We start from the raw sequence: 14470 nt of genomic DNA, 5'->3' as shown, positions 1-14470 counted from the left end.
TGGTTATTGCTCCATTTGGTGATAGATGGCGACAAAATTTTCATTACTAATATCGAGTTCTTGTCTGATTGAAGGTGTAAGCAGGCTTTTCATCGTCACGGTCACTGGAATATCAGATATTTCCATTTCGATGGTTTTTTCCTTTACATTGATAGCGCGGATCCGCTTGTCGGAAATAGAGTATTTTCCGTTGTGAAGATCGACGTCGTGTTTATCAATATAAGCGTGTCGAAACATCTCTTTGTCTATAAAACCTACCAATCCATCGATAGAATAGAGTCGAGAGCGTTTTTTCCTTATTTTGAAGAAGTTATATTTTGACATTCTTTAGTTGCATTATTGGATAATCATTCTTGTGAATTATTCTATTTGAAGAGATAAATAGAAATTTATTATCTTCTTCAATGGCTTTTCTCAAGACAATTTCACCAGTTTCTGTGAGGCAAATATAATGATTTTTGTTTTTCAAAGGGGGAGTGAATTTTTCAAAAATCAACTGGCTACTTTTGGGTAAACTATCAATAAGGTGGTTGTTTTTAATGAAAACATCGACACCTTCATGCTGGGACAGCCTGACTATTTCAGGGTGCAACGAGTCAAAATGATGAGGTGCTGCTGCTTCATCAGAGAGGTCAGAAAAGGTAATGTTGTAGTAATCACAAATCTTTCCAACCGTATCGATTGTGGGGTTACTATTCTTGCCGGAATACAGGCTATACAGCGTGCTATACTTAATGCCCATTTCCTGAGCGAGGAATTTCACACCACCTGTGTCATGCTTACTTTCTGTAATAAGCCTTATTATCTTATCTATCATCTACTAGTCAACCAAACGTGATTTAATTCATGCTTGTAATTCATTAAAATAAATTTCTTTGATTTATTTTATTCTAATGTGTAATTTTTATTTGTTTCCCGAGAATCTAAATGTTTTTAGACTATTAATCCAGAGTTAATTATCAGTTAATTGAGCTGATTAAAGTCGTCACCTGTTTAATCGGGAAATAATTATATTATTGCCAATTATATTTTTCTTATTTGGAATCATAGCCCGCCTAAGGCGGGCTTTTTTCATTGCTTTGCGGCTGGAAAATCACAGAGCTTGCGAAAGATGAGTCAATAATGCCCGAACTTTAGGCGTCGAACCTCGATGACTTGGGTAGAGCGCATACAAATCGACAGGTTCGAATTGCCAGTCGGGAAGAATATTAATGAGCGTACCTTCCGCAAGCTCACGCTTCGCCATGTACTCGGGTAATTCTGTGATTCCCAAGCCCTTTATCGCCATTCTCATCAGCATAGAAAAGTCGTCGCAGCGTACATTTGGTTCAAATCTCAATGCCGTTTTTTCTACTCCGCAACGTAGATGCCAATCGGGGCTGCGCTCTTTTGCGCTCATCAGCATTAGTGGATGTTTTAGCAGGTCACTGGGCGTATTGATCCTGTGTTTTGCAAAACTTGGCGCGGCATAAAGGCGGAGATTAATGGAACACAACTTCTTAGCGATCAGCCCCGAGTCTGGCAGATCTCCAACTCGGAATGCTAGGTCGTAGCCTTCCTCAATGAGATCAACACGTCGATTCGTTAGGCTGAGATCGAGTTCAACATCCGGATAATGTCGACAGTACTCGGCAAGGTGATCGCCTAGTAATGACTGGCCAACACCAAGAGATGTACACACCCTAAGGCGGCCTTGAGGCTTCTCCAGCATAGATTCCACCGCACTGCCTGCGGCTTCATATTCTTCTTTGATTCGTTTGCAATATTGATAGTAGCGCTGACCGATTTCAGTCAGATGCAGTGTTCTCGTTGAGCGTTCCAGTAGTCGCACACCTAATTGTGACTCTAACCGAGTAATTTTACGGCTGATGTTGGATTTCGGTGTATTCAGTGCTTCCGCTGCCTGAGTAAAGCTACCTCTCTCTACTACTGTCGCGAACACCATCAGATCATTAAGGTCAGTCATTTGTTATCAAATATTGAACAGTGTTGTATCTGAATGAATATATATCAATTTTAGGCAACAAACTAATCTAGCTTCATCACTTAACGAGATAACCAAGGATTGAGCGATGGAAATTTTGACACTAGACCAATTACCACAAGGCGGATTCGCTGGGCTTAAAGAGAAACAGGTAGTGACAGATTACCGTGTGTTTGGTGCGCGCAAACGTCCCGAAACCGCGAATGGGATTGGCAACTTCGTCTATCTTGCTGACGCTAACTTCTTGCCACATGGCGAGACCGGTATGCACCCTCATCACGAAATTGATGTCATCAGTGTGATGGCAAAAGGTCGAGTAAGCCATGGAGGCTCACTAGAACATGGTAAAGGTTTGGTCGCAGGTGAAGCACAAGTGCAGCGAGCTGGTGGCGAAGGGTTTGCGCATAACGAAGCCAATCCAGATGACGAACCCAACCAACTGATTCAACTCTGGGTTCTACCGGAAACTAAAGGCGAACCAGCAGGTTACAAAGCCTATACCCCTGAAATCAACGTTCGAACACGTATCTATGGTGGAAGTAAAAACCAGACGGAGACCTTTGATAGCCACACGGTGATCGAAATGGTTCAGGCGACAGAAGGTTACCAAACAACACATAACGGTGAGGTCTTGGCCTACCTAAGCAGCGGTGAAGCACGCATCAACGGTGAAACGATGCAGGCCGGAACTTTGGTTAGAACAACAGAGCTGGATTTCGTCGCTCATAAAGACAGTCAGCTTATCCTGATTTTTACCGAATCTTTTTAATTAAATAGACACAATAAGTGAGGAAGTGACCATGACTACAAAATACTCTGAATTCTTAACAGCAGACAACTCTGTATTAGCGATGATTGACCACCAGACTGGCTTGATGGTGGGGCTTGGTGATGAACACCCGACTGTGCTGAAAAACAACATTGTCGGCCTGACCAGAACAGCGAAAGCGATCGGACTGCCTTCAGTTGTAACGGCAAGTTTACCAGAGGGTCCAAATGGTCCTGTGATGCCAGAAATTACCCAAGTACTTGGTGAGGAAGTGATCGAACGTGAAGGGCAAATCAATGCCTGGGATAGCTTAGCGTTCAAGCAGGCGATTGAGAAAACAGGTCGTAAAAAGATCATCATGGCGGGTATCGTAACGGATGTATGCCTACTTTTCCCTGCACTGTCAGCAGTCGAAGAAGGTTACGATGTCTACGCAGTGATTGATGCATCTGGCACGTGGAATAAAACGGTTCAGGAAGTGACGATACAACGACTGACTCAGGCTGGTGTGAAAGTGACAACATGGGCTTCAGTTCTGGCTGAGCTAATGAACGACTGGAGAAGTGAGCACGGTGAAGCGTTAGGTCAGGTTTTGGCTGAGCACACCACCAAATACGGTTACGTGATGAACAGCTATTTCGCAAGGGGATAATCATGAGTGGCGAGCGTAATGGTTCGCCACCCAATCGTCATTGGGTGGCGTTATATACTTTTATTATTCTTTTACCATTGGTGTTTTTTATTCCAGCCTGGGTACAAAACCATGTCACTGAGCATCCGTTTGTGATGACCTTTGTTTCAGTTGGAATCATTGTCCCTATAGTGTCCTATCTGGCGTTACCAATGTTGATAAAGCTACACATTCGAGTGGGGAGTACTAAAAAGTAAAATACCCCGCCTGAGGCGGGGTAGGAGTGAGCTAAAAACATATTTTAGCTACGGGGGACTGCTCTCAGCTATGTTGTTGCAGCGTTGCCTGACTCTTGGCCGGAGCGAGCACCAAGAACTAGTGTTAGAGCAAACGCTATAACGAATGAAATAGCCATGCCTGTGACATAGTAGCCTAGCTTGTCAGGCACAATCGAAATCACGCCAGGTAGACCTGCAGCACCTAATGCCTGAGCTTTGACGTTAAACAGAGTAATAAATGCACTGGCCGATGCCGCTCCGATAATCGCCGCAATAAACGGATAACGCAGCTTAAGATTGACACCAAACATGGCTGGCTCGGTAATACCCAGTAGAGCAGTGACACCCGAAGGCATTGCAATTCCTTTAAGTTTATTGTCCTTAGTGGTAAAGCCAACCGCCAATGCTGCAGCACCTTGTGCGATGTTAGACATGGCAGCGATAGGGAAAATAAAGGTGCCGCCAGTGACTGCAATATCGGCGAGCAACTGAGTTTCAATTGCGATAAAGCTATGGTGCATGCCGGTAATCACAAACGGTGCGTAGATGAAGCCGAACAGTGCGCCGCCAATGAAACCAGCAGAATCGTATAGCCAGTTCAGACCATCGCCAAGCAAGAAACCAATATCACGCGTGATTGGACCAACCAATGTAAAGGTCAGGAAACCTGTGATAAAAATCGCCAGCATCGGCGTTAGGAGGTTATCCAGCACAGAAGGAATCACCTTGCGTAGGCCATTTTCAACCTTGGCAAGGATGAAGGCAGAAACCAATACAGGTAGAACTGATCCTTGGTAACCGACTTTTTGGATTTCGAAACCAAAGATGTTCCATGTCGGAATCGTCCCAGCTACGCTTGCTCCACCGAATCCCCAGCCGTTCAGCAGATCTGGATGCACCATCAGCATACCTAGAGCAGCCCCGAGGAACGGGTTTCCACCAAATTTCTTACTGGCAGAAAACGCTAATAAAACAGGAAGGTAAACAAAAGGTGCGTTAGCGAATGTGTTGATCATGCTAGCGAGATCAGCAAGCCCCGGATTGGCATCAATCAGAGATTGACCATCAATGAAGAGGCCTTTCGCTGTCAGTACGTTGAACAGACCCATCAACAGACCACCAGCAACAATTGCAGGGATGATAGGTACGAAAATGTCGGATAAACCTTTCACTGCACGCTGAATGATATTCTGTTTTTGTGCACCCGCACTGGCCACATCGTTGGTCGACATGTCTGCCATGCCCGTCAGCTTCGCCATTTCAGCGTGTACCTGATTAACAATGCCTGAACCAAAAATGATTTGATATTGTCCAGCAACTTTGAATTGGCCTTTGACGCCATCTAAGTTGCTGATCGCTTCTTCATTGATGATTGAATCGTCTTTCAGTGCAAGGCGCAGTCGCGTCGCGCAGTGGGCGAGTGCTTGAAGGTTGTCTTTACCTCCAAGTAACTCCAGCAGCTCTCTGGCAATTTTTGGATAATTCATTCCAAACCCCGATTATTATTTTGCTAATAATTTATAGTTCAAAAAGGCAGTAAACTTTTCTGGGAACGTTTGCAAAATGAATTCTTCTCTATCTGTCAGTGTCAGTCAAAGGTTAATAAAAGGTAATGTGAGTTGGATCGGCTAAACTTTTTTGCTAAACCGATTGGGCGAAGTGGAAATTCCGTCAGATTCTGGTAACTTTTGCAAACATTCCCAATAACTTAATGAAGGCATAGACATGGCAAGCCTGCATGATGTCGCCAGACTGGCCGGAGTATCTAAATCCACAGTCTCTCGTGTGATCAACAACGAGTATGGTGTAAAAGAAGCGACCAAGTTGAAAGTCATGAAAGCTGTCGACGAAGTGGGCTATGTGGTCAATCAAGTGGCGAAAGATCTCAAGTCACAGAAAACCAATTTGGTGGGTGTCATTGTGCCGCGAGTCTCATCTAATGCCACGTCTCAAGGTGTTGATGGCCTAAGCCGCATATTTGAAAAGGCAGGAAAGCATGTTTTGCTGGCCAGCACTCAGCAATCTGATTCGAAAGAGATCGAGTTCATTCGTTTATTCAATCAAAAACGAGTGGAGGGTATTGTTTTGTATGCGACACACATTGACACTCAGTTGGTTGAAGCCATTTCTCAGTCTAGAGCTCCGATTGTTTTAATTGGCCAGGATGGCTCATTGTTTAATATCCCGAGTATTGTCCATGATGATCTGCGTGTAGGGTACGAAGCAGGAAAGCGTTTGCTCAATGCTGGGTGCGAAAATATCGGATTTATTGGAGTAGCGGATTCAGACCTCGCCGTAGATAAACTGCGTTCTGATGGATTGAAGCAAGCGCTTACGATGCACAGTGAACAAGAGTTATTGTTCCATTGTCACGGAGAGTTCAGCATTGAATCTGGTTACGCCAATATGCGGCGTCTTATTAAAGAATATCCTCAGGTTGATGGTGTTTTTTGTGCAACTGACCGAATTGCCATTGGTGCAATTAAAGCACTGCAGGAAGAAAACATAGTGGTTGGTGAGCAAGTTAAAATACTGGGAGTAGGTAATGATGAGCTTGGTTTTGTTGTTTCTCCAAGTTTATCGACGTTTAGTTATCCATTTGATAAAGCAGGAGAAAGTGGTGCGGATGTGCTGCTTGAATTGATAGAGGGTAAACCTCAGGTGATGAGTAAAGTTGTACTGACTTTTCAGAATATACAGCGCGAAACCTGCTAGCCTTTCCACGCCTGAACTTCGTTTTAGGCGTTTTTATTCCCACATATGAAAATCCTCTCATTATATAAGATCACACTTCTATAGATATTCGTGATGAGTATTCTGTTTTTATAATTATTTTCGGGAACGTTACCGAAAATGTATTTATAGTCCACTCACTATCACTGAGGTGAAGTAAATAAATCGAGAACGAGTATTGAGGTTTATATACCTAAAATTCGACGGTTCGCATTGGTTGTGAATTAACTGGGAACGTTTGCTGCTGAATCCAAGTTATTTACTCAATGGAGAATTAGAATGAACAATATGAAGTCTTTACTTGCGTGTGCTGTCACTCTGGCAATCACACCTAATGCCTTTTCTCAAGACGATATGGCTTCTCTTGAAGCAAGGATCTCGGAATTAGAAAGCCGCCTAGCTCAAACAGAGCAAGTAGCAAAAGAGGCTGAAAAATCTGCCGGAAGCTTTGAGTTCCACGGTTATGCGCGAGCAGGGTTGTTGATTAATGATAGCCTGAATGGTGCGACAGGAAGTGGCCCATATATGACGGCGGCAGGAACCTTAGGTGCTCCGGTTGGACGTCTTGGTCTTGAAGATGACAACTATCTGGAAGCGAACCTTGTCCATAATCGCGTGGCCGAAGATGGTTCAAAAGCGTATTACAAAATCATGTTGGCGGACAGTGTCGAAACTAACAATGAATGGACGGCAAGCGATAGTCAGCTAAACGTTCGACAGGTGTACACAGAGTTCTCTGATTTAACCTGGTTTAGCGGTGCGTTTGAAGATGCGAAAATCTGGGCGGGTAAGAGATTTGATAGAGACAATTTCGATATCCATTTCTTTGATTCGGACATCGTATTTCTCTCTGGTACGGGCGCCGGTCTGTATGACGTGAAACTAGGTGAGGACTGGAAAGCAAACTTCTCTCTTTATGGCCGCGATTTTGGCGAAATCGATAGTTCAAGCACTGATGTGGAGAACTATGTTGCGACTATGAACAACTACTTTGGCTCATGGCAGTTAATGCTCAACGCGATGAAATCAAACGATAATGCAGACCGCTCAACCAGCTCATCGTCACCTACAGAGCGAGCAGAAGACGGCCTGCATGCAATGTTCGCCTACCATGGCAATGACTTTTTCGGTGTCAGCGAGGGCTTCTCGAAGTCTGGTGTATTGATTGGCCAGGGCCTTGGTGCATCACTCAAAGGTATTGGCTCTGATGGTGATCTGAATGATGATGCTCAGGCAGTTCGAATCTTTAGTTATGGCGTCACTAAATTCTCCGATAACTGGCGTATCGCACCCGCATTTATGGCTGAAATGAGCAAAGATCGTGTTAAAGATAACGATGAATTCCTATGGGCATCTGTTAACGTTCGATTGGCTCAAGAGCTAAATTCGAACTTTGAGATGGTTTATGAAGGCTCCTACCAGTACATGGATCTAGATAACAGCGTGGAAAAAGCAGACGGTAGCTTCTACAAGTTAACGGTGGCTCCGACTGTGAAGCTGGCGACGTCAGCTGGATTCTTTGACCGCCCTGAAATTCGCTTTGCTGTAAGTTACGTTGACTGGAGTGAAGATCTGGACAACTACTCAGTAAGCTTGGATTCAGGTGCCAGCACAATGGGACAAGGTGGTGAAACCTTGTTTGCCCTACAAATGGAAACTTGGTTCTAGCCCTGAGTTTTCAAAGAATCATTGCTCGATAAAAAGGCTTCCGGTCGGGTGTTAGCTTAGTGCCGGAAGCCATTTTCAATTTCTGAATCTCACCGGATTCGGCGTATTTATTTTCGTTTCGGTACACTCTGTCACCACCTGAATAGTGAAGGCGAGTATCTACTGATCTTGTTCAAATAGAACAAATAGTGTATTTTGCAAACGTTCCCAGTTTTTAGGTTTTAAAGATGTCGGTTGAAAGCCTGATCACCCAGTGTGGTGGTGAGACAAACATAACAAGAGTTCTGATGCCGCAAGGTCGATTGATATTTGCAATCAGAGATTGTTCGCTAGTGGCGAGCACTGTGTCAGGTTCTCAAATCAAAATTGTACTAGATGAATATCAAGTAGAGTTCCCAATTCCAGACTCATTAAGTCCCGCGGATCTGCTGTCTATAGGACAGCGTATAGGCGAAAAGCAAAGGTTGGAACTTGAACACGCGCTCGACGCGGTTAACTGTCCGTTTCGACCCGATTGGCACATTTCTCCGCCACAGGGGTTACTCAACGATCCTAATGGTTTTGTTTACCATGACGGGCAGTATCACTTGTTTTATCAATGGTACCCCCATGGCTGTATCCACAAAGACAAATACTGGGCACATTTAACCAGCAAAAACTTGATTGAATGGCAGTGGCAACCAGTTGCGCTCACACCGTCTGATTGGTTTGATAGCCATGGTGTTTTCTCCGGGCACGCACTCAGTCATGGCTCTGAGTTGATGCTGTTCTATACGGGTAATGTTCGTATTGGCGAGAATCGCGAACGTCACACAACTCAGTGTCTTGCCACATCCAAAGATGGTGTGAATTTCGATAAACATGGGCCGGTTATCAGTGAGTTACCCGATGGAGTTACCGCACACATTCGCGACCCTAAAATCGTCCGACATCAAAACCGATGGTTTATGTTGTTGGGTGCACAAACTACGGACCTAAAAGGACGCCTGGCTGTTTACACCTCAACAGATCTTAGGGCCTGGAAGTTTGATGCGCTTTATGGTGAAGAGCTGGGGGACTTTGGCTACATGTGGGAGTGTCCTGACATGTTTGAACTCGATGGGCAGATGCTTGTCGTCATCGGGCCACAAGGGATTGAATCTTTCTCTAAGCACAACACCATTCCTCATCACAACGGGATTGCTAAAGCTTGTTTGGAAAATGGTTTATCTTTGTCGCAGTTTGAACATCTAGACTATGGTTTCGATTTTTACGCTCCTCAGACACTTGAAACACCGGATGGCCGGCGGGTGATGTGTGGCTGGATGGGATTACCTGATGAAGTTGACCAACCAAGCAGCGAAAATGGTTGGGTGCATCAGCTCACTTGTATGCGTGAGCTCAGTTACCAAAACGGACGGCTGTACCAATGGCCTGTTAAGGAACTCGAAGAACTCGTTCATAGCCAACGCTACATTGAGTTAAGCGATGAGCCGTATCGCTTGGAGCGTAACTCGTTCGATCTTGAAGTTGAGCTGGAGTGGGGGCAGAGCCTGAATTTGTTTGAAAGTAGCCAGCACAAAGTTGTCTTGTACGCAGATGAAGATCGCCAAACACTTATACTGGATCGCAGCCAGACACTGAATCGAGCGGTAGATACTCAAAGAGAACTCAAGATCGATACAGATAAGATTCAGCTGCGCATTCTTGCCGATACTTCCTCAATAGAAGTTTTTGTAAATCATGGCCAGGCAGTGATGACATCACGAGTTTTCGTTGAGCAGGCAGCGACAGGTATTTCACTGTTGCATGGCTGCCAGACCGCCAGATTAAAAACACTCAAAGCAGCACGACCGCCATTTGCTTGATTAGGTAACGGACTGCGGCGGTGAGTTGGCGTAACCGGTATTCAGACATTGAAGCTATATTTGGCGAAGAGCCAAGCGCGTAAGATTTTAAAAGGCTAATCAATTGAATAGCCTTTTTTTATTCGTATCGTTTACACAGGCGCAACCTGCCAGATGCCATTGATTGAGCGGTAATCTGACAGTAACGACTTATCCAGAAAGCGTTTTAAATCGGTGCGTCTGCGCCATCTCACGACCTTTTTCAGATTTGGATCGTAGTAATAGAGGTAACCCGATGGGCTGAAAAAGCCCTTGGCTTTACTCGACGCTACCGCAATGGCGTGTGAACCACTGTTCGCGCGCACTGAAATCAGATAAAAGCGCTTATTGTTATCCAGTTTGGAAAATTCTGCCTTCAACCCATTGATATCAATTTGGTTTGTTGAGCGGACAACTTTCATGTTTCTCACTCGCGACAGCATCACCTTTTGTGTTTTCTGAGTTGAGAGAGACTCAATTGCAGCGCCACGCGCTGACAATAAGCTCATAGCTTCTGCGGGATGTCTCTGAATAAACGGTGTCTTGGATAACAAGGTCTGAATGTTTTTCATCGACTGAATTTGTTGAGTGCATTCCAACTGTGCCTGATCAAGGTGATGCCGTTGATAAAACTCTCCATTTTCTGTCGCTCCGTTGGCGTGAGTACACCAGAGCTTCCCATAGTGCGAGCCCTTCATCATTTCACCAAGCCACTCTGTTGTCAGAGACTTGCAGATATCTGGCTGAAAACGATTCGCTTCATACAATGTCATACTCATAGTTTTAGACCTTCTCGTAAGAGCCGCAGCTCAGGTGAGCATTAATACATCCGCCTGCGCCGTTGAATTGCTCACTCTTTAATCTTTGAGTGCGTATATAACTCGATCAATTCCTATAGTGCTTTCATTGTGTGGTCGTACCTATTTTCTGAACAATATAGTGATGGGGTGTTTGATAAATATACGTTTTGAGCTCGGAACGCAGCCAATGTCTTGTTGTTTGGGAGGTTGAACACCCGTTTTGCTATGCTACTGGTTGCATCTGAAATGACGATATTTACCTCTTTAAGCCGTAGATTAAGAATCAAACAATAGACAACTATTAAGAAAAAGAAAATTTGCGCCAATGTAAGGGTGACATGGTTGTAACAACATGTTACAAAGCGCAAAAACCATTATAAAAATAAGTAGTTATTGCAAGCCTGCTTCATTGAGAAAGACCATGACCATAAAAACAAAACTATTTGGCCTTACCGGCCTCTCTATTCTTGCGCTTATTGCCATTGTAACCATTACAGAGCTGAGTAACCTCAAACTGCTCAAGCTTGAGAAAACCCTAATTGAAGTAAAAGATATGGAAGTCTCACTATTAGAGATGAATCGTATCGAATATGAGTTTTTAGACAAACCAGATGCCAGTAAGCTTGAAGAGTTCAAGGCCGAGTATGCGAATTTCCAGACCCTATCAAGCATGCTTTCCAATGATCTTGATGCACTTGGCATTGTTGTTCGTCAACTTCCTACCTTAAGTAAGAAAATTACTTTGTACCGCAAAGATCTGGAAATGTTAGCGGTGAGTTATGATTCTGATGCTGCGCAAGTTGAACACCTCAAGCATGAGATGAAAGGGCTGTTCACTGACATCTTTACTATCTTCCATGGAATTGAATCGACACTAGACGCAGAAATTGAACGCGCTCAGGCTAGTATTGAGCGTTTCATCGCTGGCTCTGTCATCTTTGTTGCCGGGTTACTATTATTGGGCTCGTACTTCCTTATCCGCAGTGTTCAGAGCAACATCCAGCAGCTGAGTAATATGATGTCGACTATTGCCAATACACATGACCTGACTCTTAAAGCCAATACCGATCGAAAAGATGAAATCGCAGAAATGGCAGGGCAGCTTAATAGCCTTCTGGCTAGTATTCAGGGGCTGATATCTCGTGTGCAAGGCAGCGTCAATGAGCTGGGAGCGGCTTCTACTCAGTTACAACAAAGCAGCGTGGATACCGAACAGGCGTTAAGTCAGCAGCAGATTGAAACTGATAGTGTTGCGGCGGCAGTAACTGAAATGGGTGAGACAATCAAAGACGTCGCCAGCACAACGGAAAGCGCTGCGGACAACACTCAGAGAAGTTACGACACAGCTCAGCTTGGCTTTAATGATATTGTGGAAACACGCGATACCATTTCATCGCTTTCAGAAGACTTAGCCACTGCCCGCGGTGAGGTGAATCATTTGCTGGCACTGTCTGATCAGATCAGCAGTGTATTGAATGTGATTGGTGAAATTGCAGAGCAGACGAACCTCTTGGCTCTCAATGCTGCGATTGAAGCCGCACGAGCAGGGGAGCAGGGACGGGGCTTTGCTGTAGTTGCTGATGAAGTTAGAACACTTGCAGGTAAGACTCAGCGTTCAACCGCGGAAATCTCCGATATTATCAGCGCGGTACAACAGCAGACTCAAACGGTGGTTTCTACGATTCAGTCATGCAGCAACAAAGGGGCAGACAGCGTAGACATGTCAGAGCAGGCCCTAAGTCACATCAAAGCGATTATGGAAGAGATGAAACACATCCTTGACAGCAGCACGCAAATTGCGCTGGCAGTGGAACAGCAAAGCACGGTCTCAGAAGAGATCGCTCGTAACGTTAATACTATTCGTGACCTGACTTACGCTAACGTAGGCGCTGTGTCCGAAAACGCGCAGTCTGCCACTGTAGTGGCGAGTCAGGCCACGGATCTGACACTGGCGATTGACCGCTTTAAGGCGTAAGTTAATTAGCCATACATTAAGGCATGGATTCAAATCAAGGAGTAGAGAAATGGTCACCTGTTACATTCGATATGTTATCAACCCGAAGAAGGTCAAAGAGTTTGAGGAGTACGCCAAAATGTGGATCCCTCTGGTAGAGAAATTTGGCGGCCAGCACAACGGCTATTTTCTGCCTTCGGAAGGTGCTAGCAACATCGCACTGGCATTGTTCACCTTTGAAAGCCTGACAGCCTATGATGAGTATCGCAATAAGTCTTTCCAAGACGAAGCGTGTATGAAAGCATTTAAGTTCGCCGAAGAGACAGAGTGCGTCATCAGCTACGAGAGAAGTTTCTTCCGACCTGTGTTTGAATAAAATGTATTGTTTTGTTGTTTCTAACGGCGCCTGTGGGCGCCGTTTTTGTTGCGCTAAAAATAACCAATGAAGAGACTAAGCGGTATCTCACTTTCTGCCCTTCAAATCGCACAATTGCAATGGCTCTGTACTATAGTTTTTTAGCAAACCGATAAGAATTCTAATTAAATAACGTCAGGTAATACTATGAGTAGCAAGCTATCAATTGTCGCTAGGCAGCCTATCATCGATAAGAATAAGGAATTATTCGCCTACGAATTGCTATACAGAGAAAGTGATACAAATGCGTTCCAATCAGAAAATGCAAAAAGAGTCACCATGCGCCTTCTTTCTGAGCAATTTCTTACCTTTCAAAAGAAAAACTTAGACAACAAACAAGGCTTTGTGAATTTTGAATATAAAGATCTGATAGAAGGCGTACCCTTTGATTTCTCTTCAAATGATATCGTTGTAGAAATCCTCGAATCATGCAGCCCAACTGACGAGCTTTTCAATGCTGTGAGTGAGTTAAAACAAAAAAATTACCTTGTGGCACTGGATGATTTTGAACCTTCTCCTGAATGGGACCGATTTTATAAACTCATTGATTTTATTAAATTAGATCTTAGAGCGCTTTCAATGAAAGAATGCGCTGGAATCATTCGTGATTTTCAGCATTCCAACATTCAGTTTATTGCGGAAAAAATAGAGGATAACACTGAATTCCAACAAGCTTGTCAGTGTGGTTTCGACTACTTTCAAGGGTATTTTTATCAAAAACCAGAGCTGATAAAAACAAAAAAACTGTCTGCGTCTGCCGTTGATATTTTTAAGCTTTCAGCCCTTGTTGCAAAAAGAGACATTGAAGTTCATAAGGTCAATCAAGTCATAGAAAGAAACCCAATCTTATCGGTCCAGCTTCTAAATTTTGTTAACAATGATTCCAGACTCAATAGATCTATAGAAAGTACGCAGCAAGCTTTAGCATATCTAGGCAATGACAGAATAAGAAAGTATGTCACCTACACAACGTTGTCGGCGCTTTCGCCTAGTAAACCTAACATTATTCTCAGGAATTTACTCACAAGAGCAAAACTATTGGAAGAGTTAGCAGCTAACATTAGGCAGCCTCATTTAGCGGATTCTGCCTATCTCTGTGGAATGCTTTCACTTGTTGAGGGTTTGTTAGATATGGCATTGGAAGACATTGTTTCGTCTTTGTCATTATCTGATGTGATCACCGAGGCCCTCATACATAGGAAGGGGGTATTAGGTTCTCTACTCTCAATAGCAGAAGCGATAGAAAGTTCTAATTGGAAACTTTTGGAGTCTTTACTGAAAGATATTGAGCTCCATGAAGAAACCGTCATGGATTGCATCACCAATTCAAATGCATGGGTGAGCGAGATGTGAGGGTAATGAAGTGTTCCCTG

Annotated in this window: 14 protein-coding genes; 9 read left to right on the top strand and 5 right to left on the bottom strand. The window is 44.1% G+C overall.

What is annotated here, in order from left to right; genetic code table 11:
- Nucleotides 1-3: 3 nt before the first annotated feature.
- The 3 genes from VIC_RS22570 to VIC_RS22560 form a co-directional block, all read right to left on the bottom strand.
- On the bottom strand, nt 4-237 hold the full coding sequence (locus VIC_RS22570) for a hypothetical protein (protein ID WP_129542190.1): 234 nt from the start codon (nt 235-237) through the stop codon (nt 4-6).
- A gap of 73 nt (nt 238-310) precedes the next feature.
- On the bottom strand, nt 311-817 hold the full coding sequence (locus VIC_RS22565) for a helix-turn-helix domain-containing protein (RefSeq protein WP_021456021.1): 507 nt from the start codon (nt 815-817) through the stop codon (nt 311-313).
- 276 nt (nt 818-1093) lie between these two features.
- Complete coding sequence (locus VIC_RS22560; RefSeq protein WP_039952527.1) at nt 1094-1966, bottom strand: LysR family transcriptional regulator; 873 nt, start codon at nt 1964-1966, stop codon at nt 1094-1096.
- Between the two features lie 106 nt (nt 1967-2072).
- On the opposite strand from VIC_RS22560, the gene VIC_RS22555 reads away from it, so the two are divergent.
- Genes VIC_RS22555 through VIC_RS22545 form a run of 3 tightly spaced genes read left to right on the top strand, consistent with a single transcriptional unit; the run spans nt 2073 to nt 3641 of the window.
- On the top strand, nt 2073-2753 hold the full coding sequence (locus tag VIC_RS22555) for a pirin family protein (protein ID WP_006962689.1): 681 nt from the start codon (nt 2073-2075) through the stop codon (nt 2751-2753).
- 31 nt (nt 2754-2784) lie between these two features.
- Entirely contained in the window at nt 2785-3405 is a 621-nt protein-coding gene (locus VIC_RS22550; RefSeq protein ID WP_006962688.1) for an isochorismatase family protein, read from the top strand.
- Between the two features lie 2 nt (nt 3406-3407).
- Nucleotides 3408-3641, top strand: a complete 234-nt coding sequence (locus VIC_RS22545) for a hypothetical protein (protein ID WP_039952525.1) — start codon at nt 3408-3410, stop codon at nt 3639-3641.
- 68 nt (nt 3642-3709) lie between these two features.
- On the opposite strand, the gene VIC_RS22540 is transcribed toward VIC_RS22545, so the two are convergent.
- A complete protein-coding gene (locus VIC_RS22540; RefSeq protein ID WP_006962687.1) occupies nt 3710-5149 on the bottom strand; it encodes a sucrose-specific PTS transporter subunit IIBC in 1440 nt (479 codons plus the stop codon).
- 238 nt (nt 5150-5387) lie between these two features.
- Between VIC_RS22540 and VIC_RS22535 the strand changes: the two genes are divergently transcribed.
- From VIC_RS22535 to VIC_RS22525, 3 genes are all read left to right on the top strand, one after another.
- Complete coding sequence (locus VIC_RS22535) at nt 5388-6377, top strand: LacI family DNA-binding transcriptional regulator (protein WP_006962686.1); 990 nt, start codon at nt 5388-5390, stop codon at nt 6375-6377.
- Nucleotides 6378-6674: 297 nt separating this feature from the next.
- Entirely contained in the window at nt 6675-8063 is a 1389-nt protein-coding gene (locus VIC_RS22530) for a carbohydrate porin (protein ID WP_006962685.1), read from the top strand.
- 227 nt (nt 8064-8290) lie between these two features.
- Nucleotides 8291-9910: a glycoside hydrolase family 32 protein gene (locus VIC_RS22525; RefSeq protein ID WP_006962683.1), complete on the top strand. Its 1620-nt coding sequence runs from the start codon at nt 8291-8293 to the stop codon at nt 9908-9910.
- 131 nt (nt 9911-10041) lie between these two features.
- Here VIC_RS22525 and VIC_RS22520 read toward each other — a convergent pair whose 3' ends face one another.
- On the bottom strand, nt 10042-10707 hold the full coding sequence (locus VIC_RS22520) for a YopT-type cysteine protease domain-containing protein (protein WP_006962682.1): 666 nt from the start codon (nt 10705-10707) through the stop codon (nt 10042-10044).
- Between the two features lie 442 nt (nt 10708-11149).
- On the opposite strand from VIC_RS22520, the gene VIC_RS22515 reads away from it, so the two are divergent.
- The 3 genes from VIC_RS22515 (at nt 11150) to VIC_RS22505 (ending at nt 14450) form a co-directional block, all read left to right on the top strand.
- Nucleotides 11150-12703 (top strand): methyl-accepting chemotaxis protein, encoded by a 1554-nt coding sequence (locus VIC_RS22515; RefSeq protein WP_006962681.1) that lies wholly within the window; start codon nt 11150-11152, stop codon nt 12701-12703.
- A gap of 49 nt (nt 12704-12752) precedes the next feature.
- A complete protein-coding gene (locus VIC_RS22510; protein ID WP_006962680.1) occupies nt 12753-13058 on the top strand; it encodes an NIPSNAP family protein in 306 nt (101 codons plus the stop codon).
- Between the two features lie 186 nt (nt 13059-13244).
- Entirely contained in the window at nt 13245-14450 is a 1206-nt protein-coding gene (locus VIC_RS22505; RefSeq protein WP_006962679.1) for an EAL and HDOD domain-containing protein, read from the top strand.
- The last annotated feature ends 20 nt before the right edge of the window (nt 14451-14470 follow it).

The sequence above is a fragment of the Vibrio coralliilyticus ATCC BAA-450 genome, assembly GCF_000176135.1.
In the GTDB taxonomy this organism is placed as follows: domain Bacteria; phylum Pseudomonadota; class Gammaproteobacteria; order Enterobacterales; family Vibrionaceae; genus Vibrio; species Vibrio coralliilyticus.
This window is presented reverse-complemented; position numbering and strand designations above follow the sequence as displayed.

Coding starts and splice junctions, on each gene's coding strand:
- VIC_RS22570 (WP_129542190.1), bottom strand. CDS start 237: ATGTTTCGACACGCTTATATTGATAAACACGACGTCGATCTTCACAAC.
- VIC_RS22525 (WP_006962683.1), top strand. CDS start 8,291: ATGTCGGTTGAAAGCCTGATCACCCAGTGTGGTGGTGAGACAAACATA.
- VIC_RS22540 (WP_006962687.1), bottom strand. CDS start 5,149: ATGAATTATCCAAAAATTGCCAGAGAGCTGCTGGAGTTACTTGGAGGT.
- VIC_RS22550 (WP_006962688.1), top strand. CDS start 2,785: ATGACTACAAAATACTCTGAATTCTTAACAGCAGACAACTCTGTATTA.
- VIC_RS22545 (WP_039952525.1), top strand. CDS start 3,408: ATGAGTGGCGAGCGTAATGGTTCGCCACCCAATCGTCATTGGGTGGCG.
- VIC_RS22535 (WP_006962686.1), top strand. CDS start 5,388: ATGGCAAGCCTGCATGATGTCGCCAGACTGGCCGGAGTATCTAAATCC.
- VIC_RS22565 (WP_021456021.1), bottom strand. CDS start 817: ATGATAGATAAGATAATAAGGCTTATTACAGAAAGTAAGCATGACACA.
- VIC_RS22555 (WP_006962689.1), top strand. CDS start 2,073: ATGGAAATTTTGACACTAGACCAATTACCACAAGGCGGATTCGCTGGG.
- VIC_RS22515 (WP_006962681.1), top strand. CDS start 11,150: ATGACCATAAAAACAAAACTATTTGGCCTTACCGGCCTCTCTATTCTT.
- VIC_RS22520 (WP_006962682.1), bottom strand. CDS start 10,707: ATGAGTATGACATTGTATGAAGCGAATCGTTTTCAGCCAGATATCTGC.
- VIC_RS22510 (WP_006962680.1), top strand. CDS start 12,753: ATGGTCACCTGTTACATTCGATATGTTATCAACCCGAAGAAGGTCAAA.
- VIC_RS22560 (WP_039952527.1), bottom strand. CDS start 1,966: ATGACTGACCTTAATGATCTGATGGTGTTCGCGACAGTAGTAGAGAGA.
- VIC_RS22530 (WP_006962685.1), top strand. CDS start 6,675: ATGAACAATATGAAGTCTTTACTTGCGTGTGCTGTCACTCTGGCAATC.
- VIC_RS22505 (WP_006962679.1), top strand. CDS start 13,245: ATGAGTAGCAAGCTATCAATTGTCGCTAGGCAGCCTATCATCGATAAG.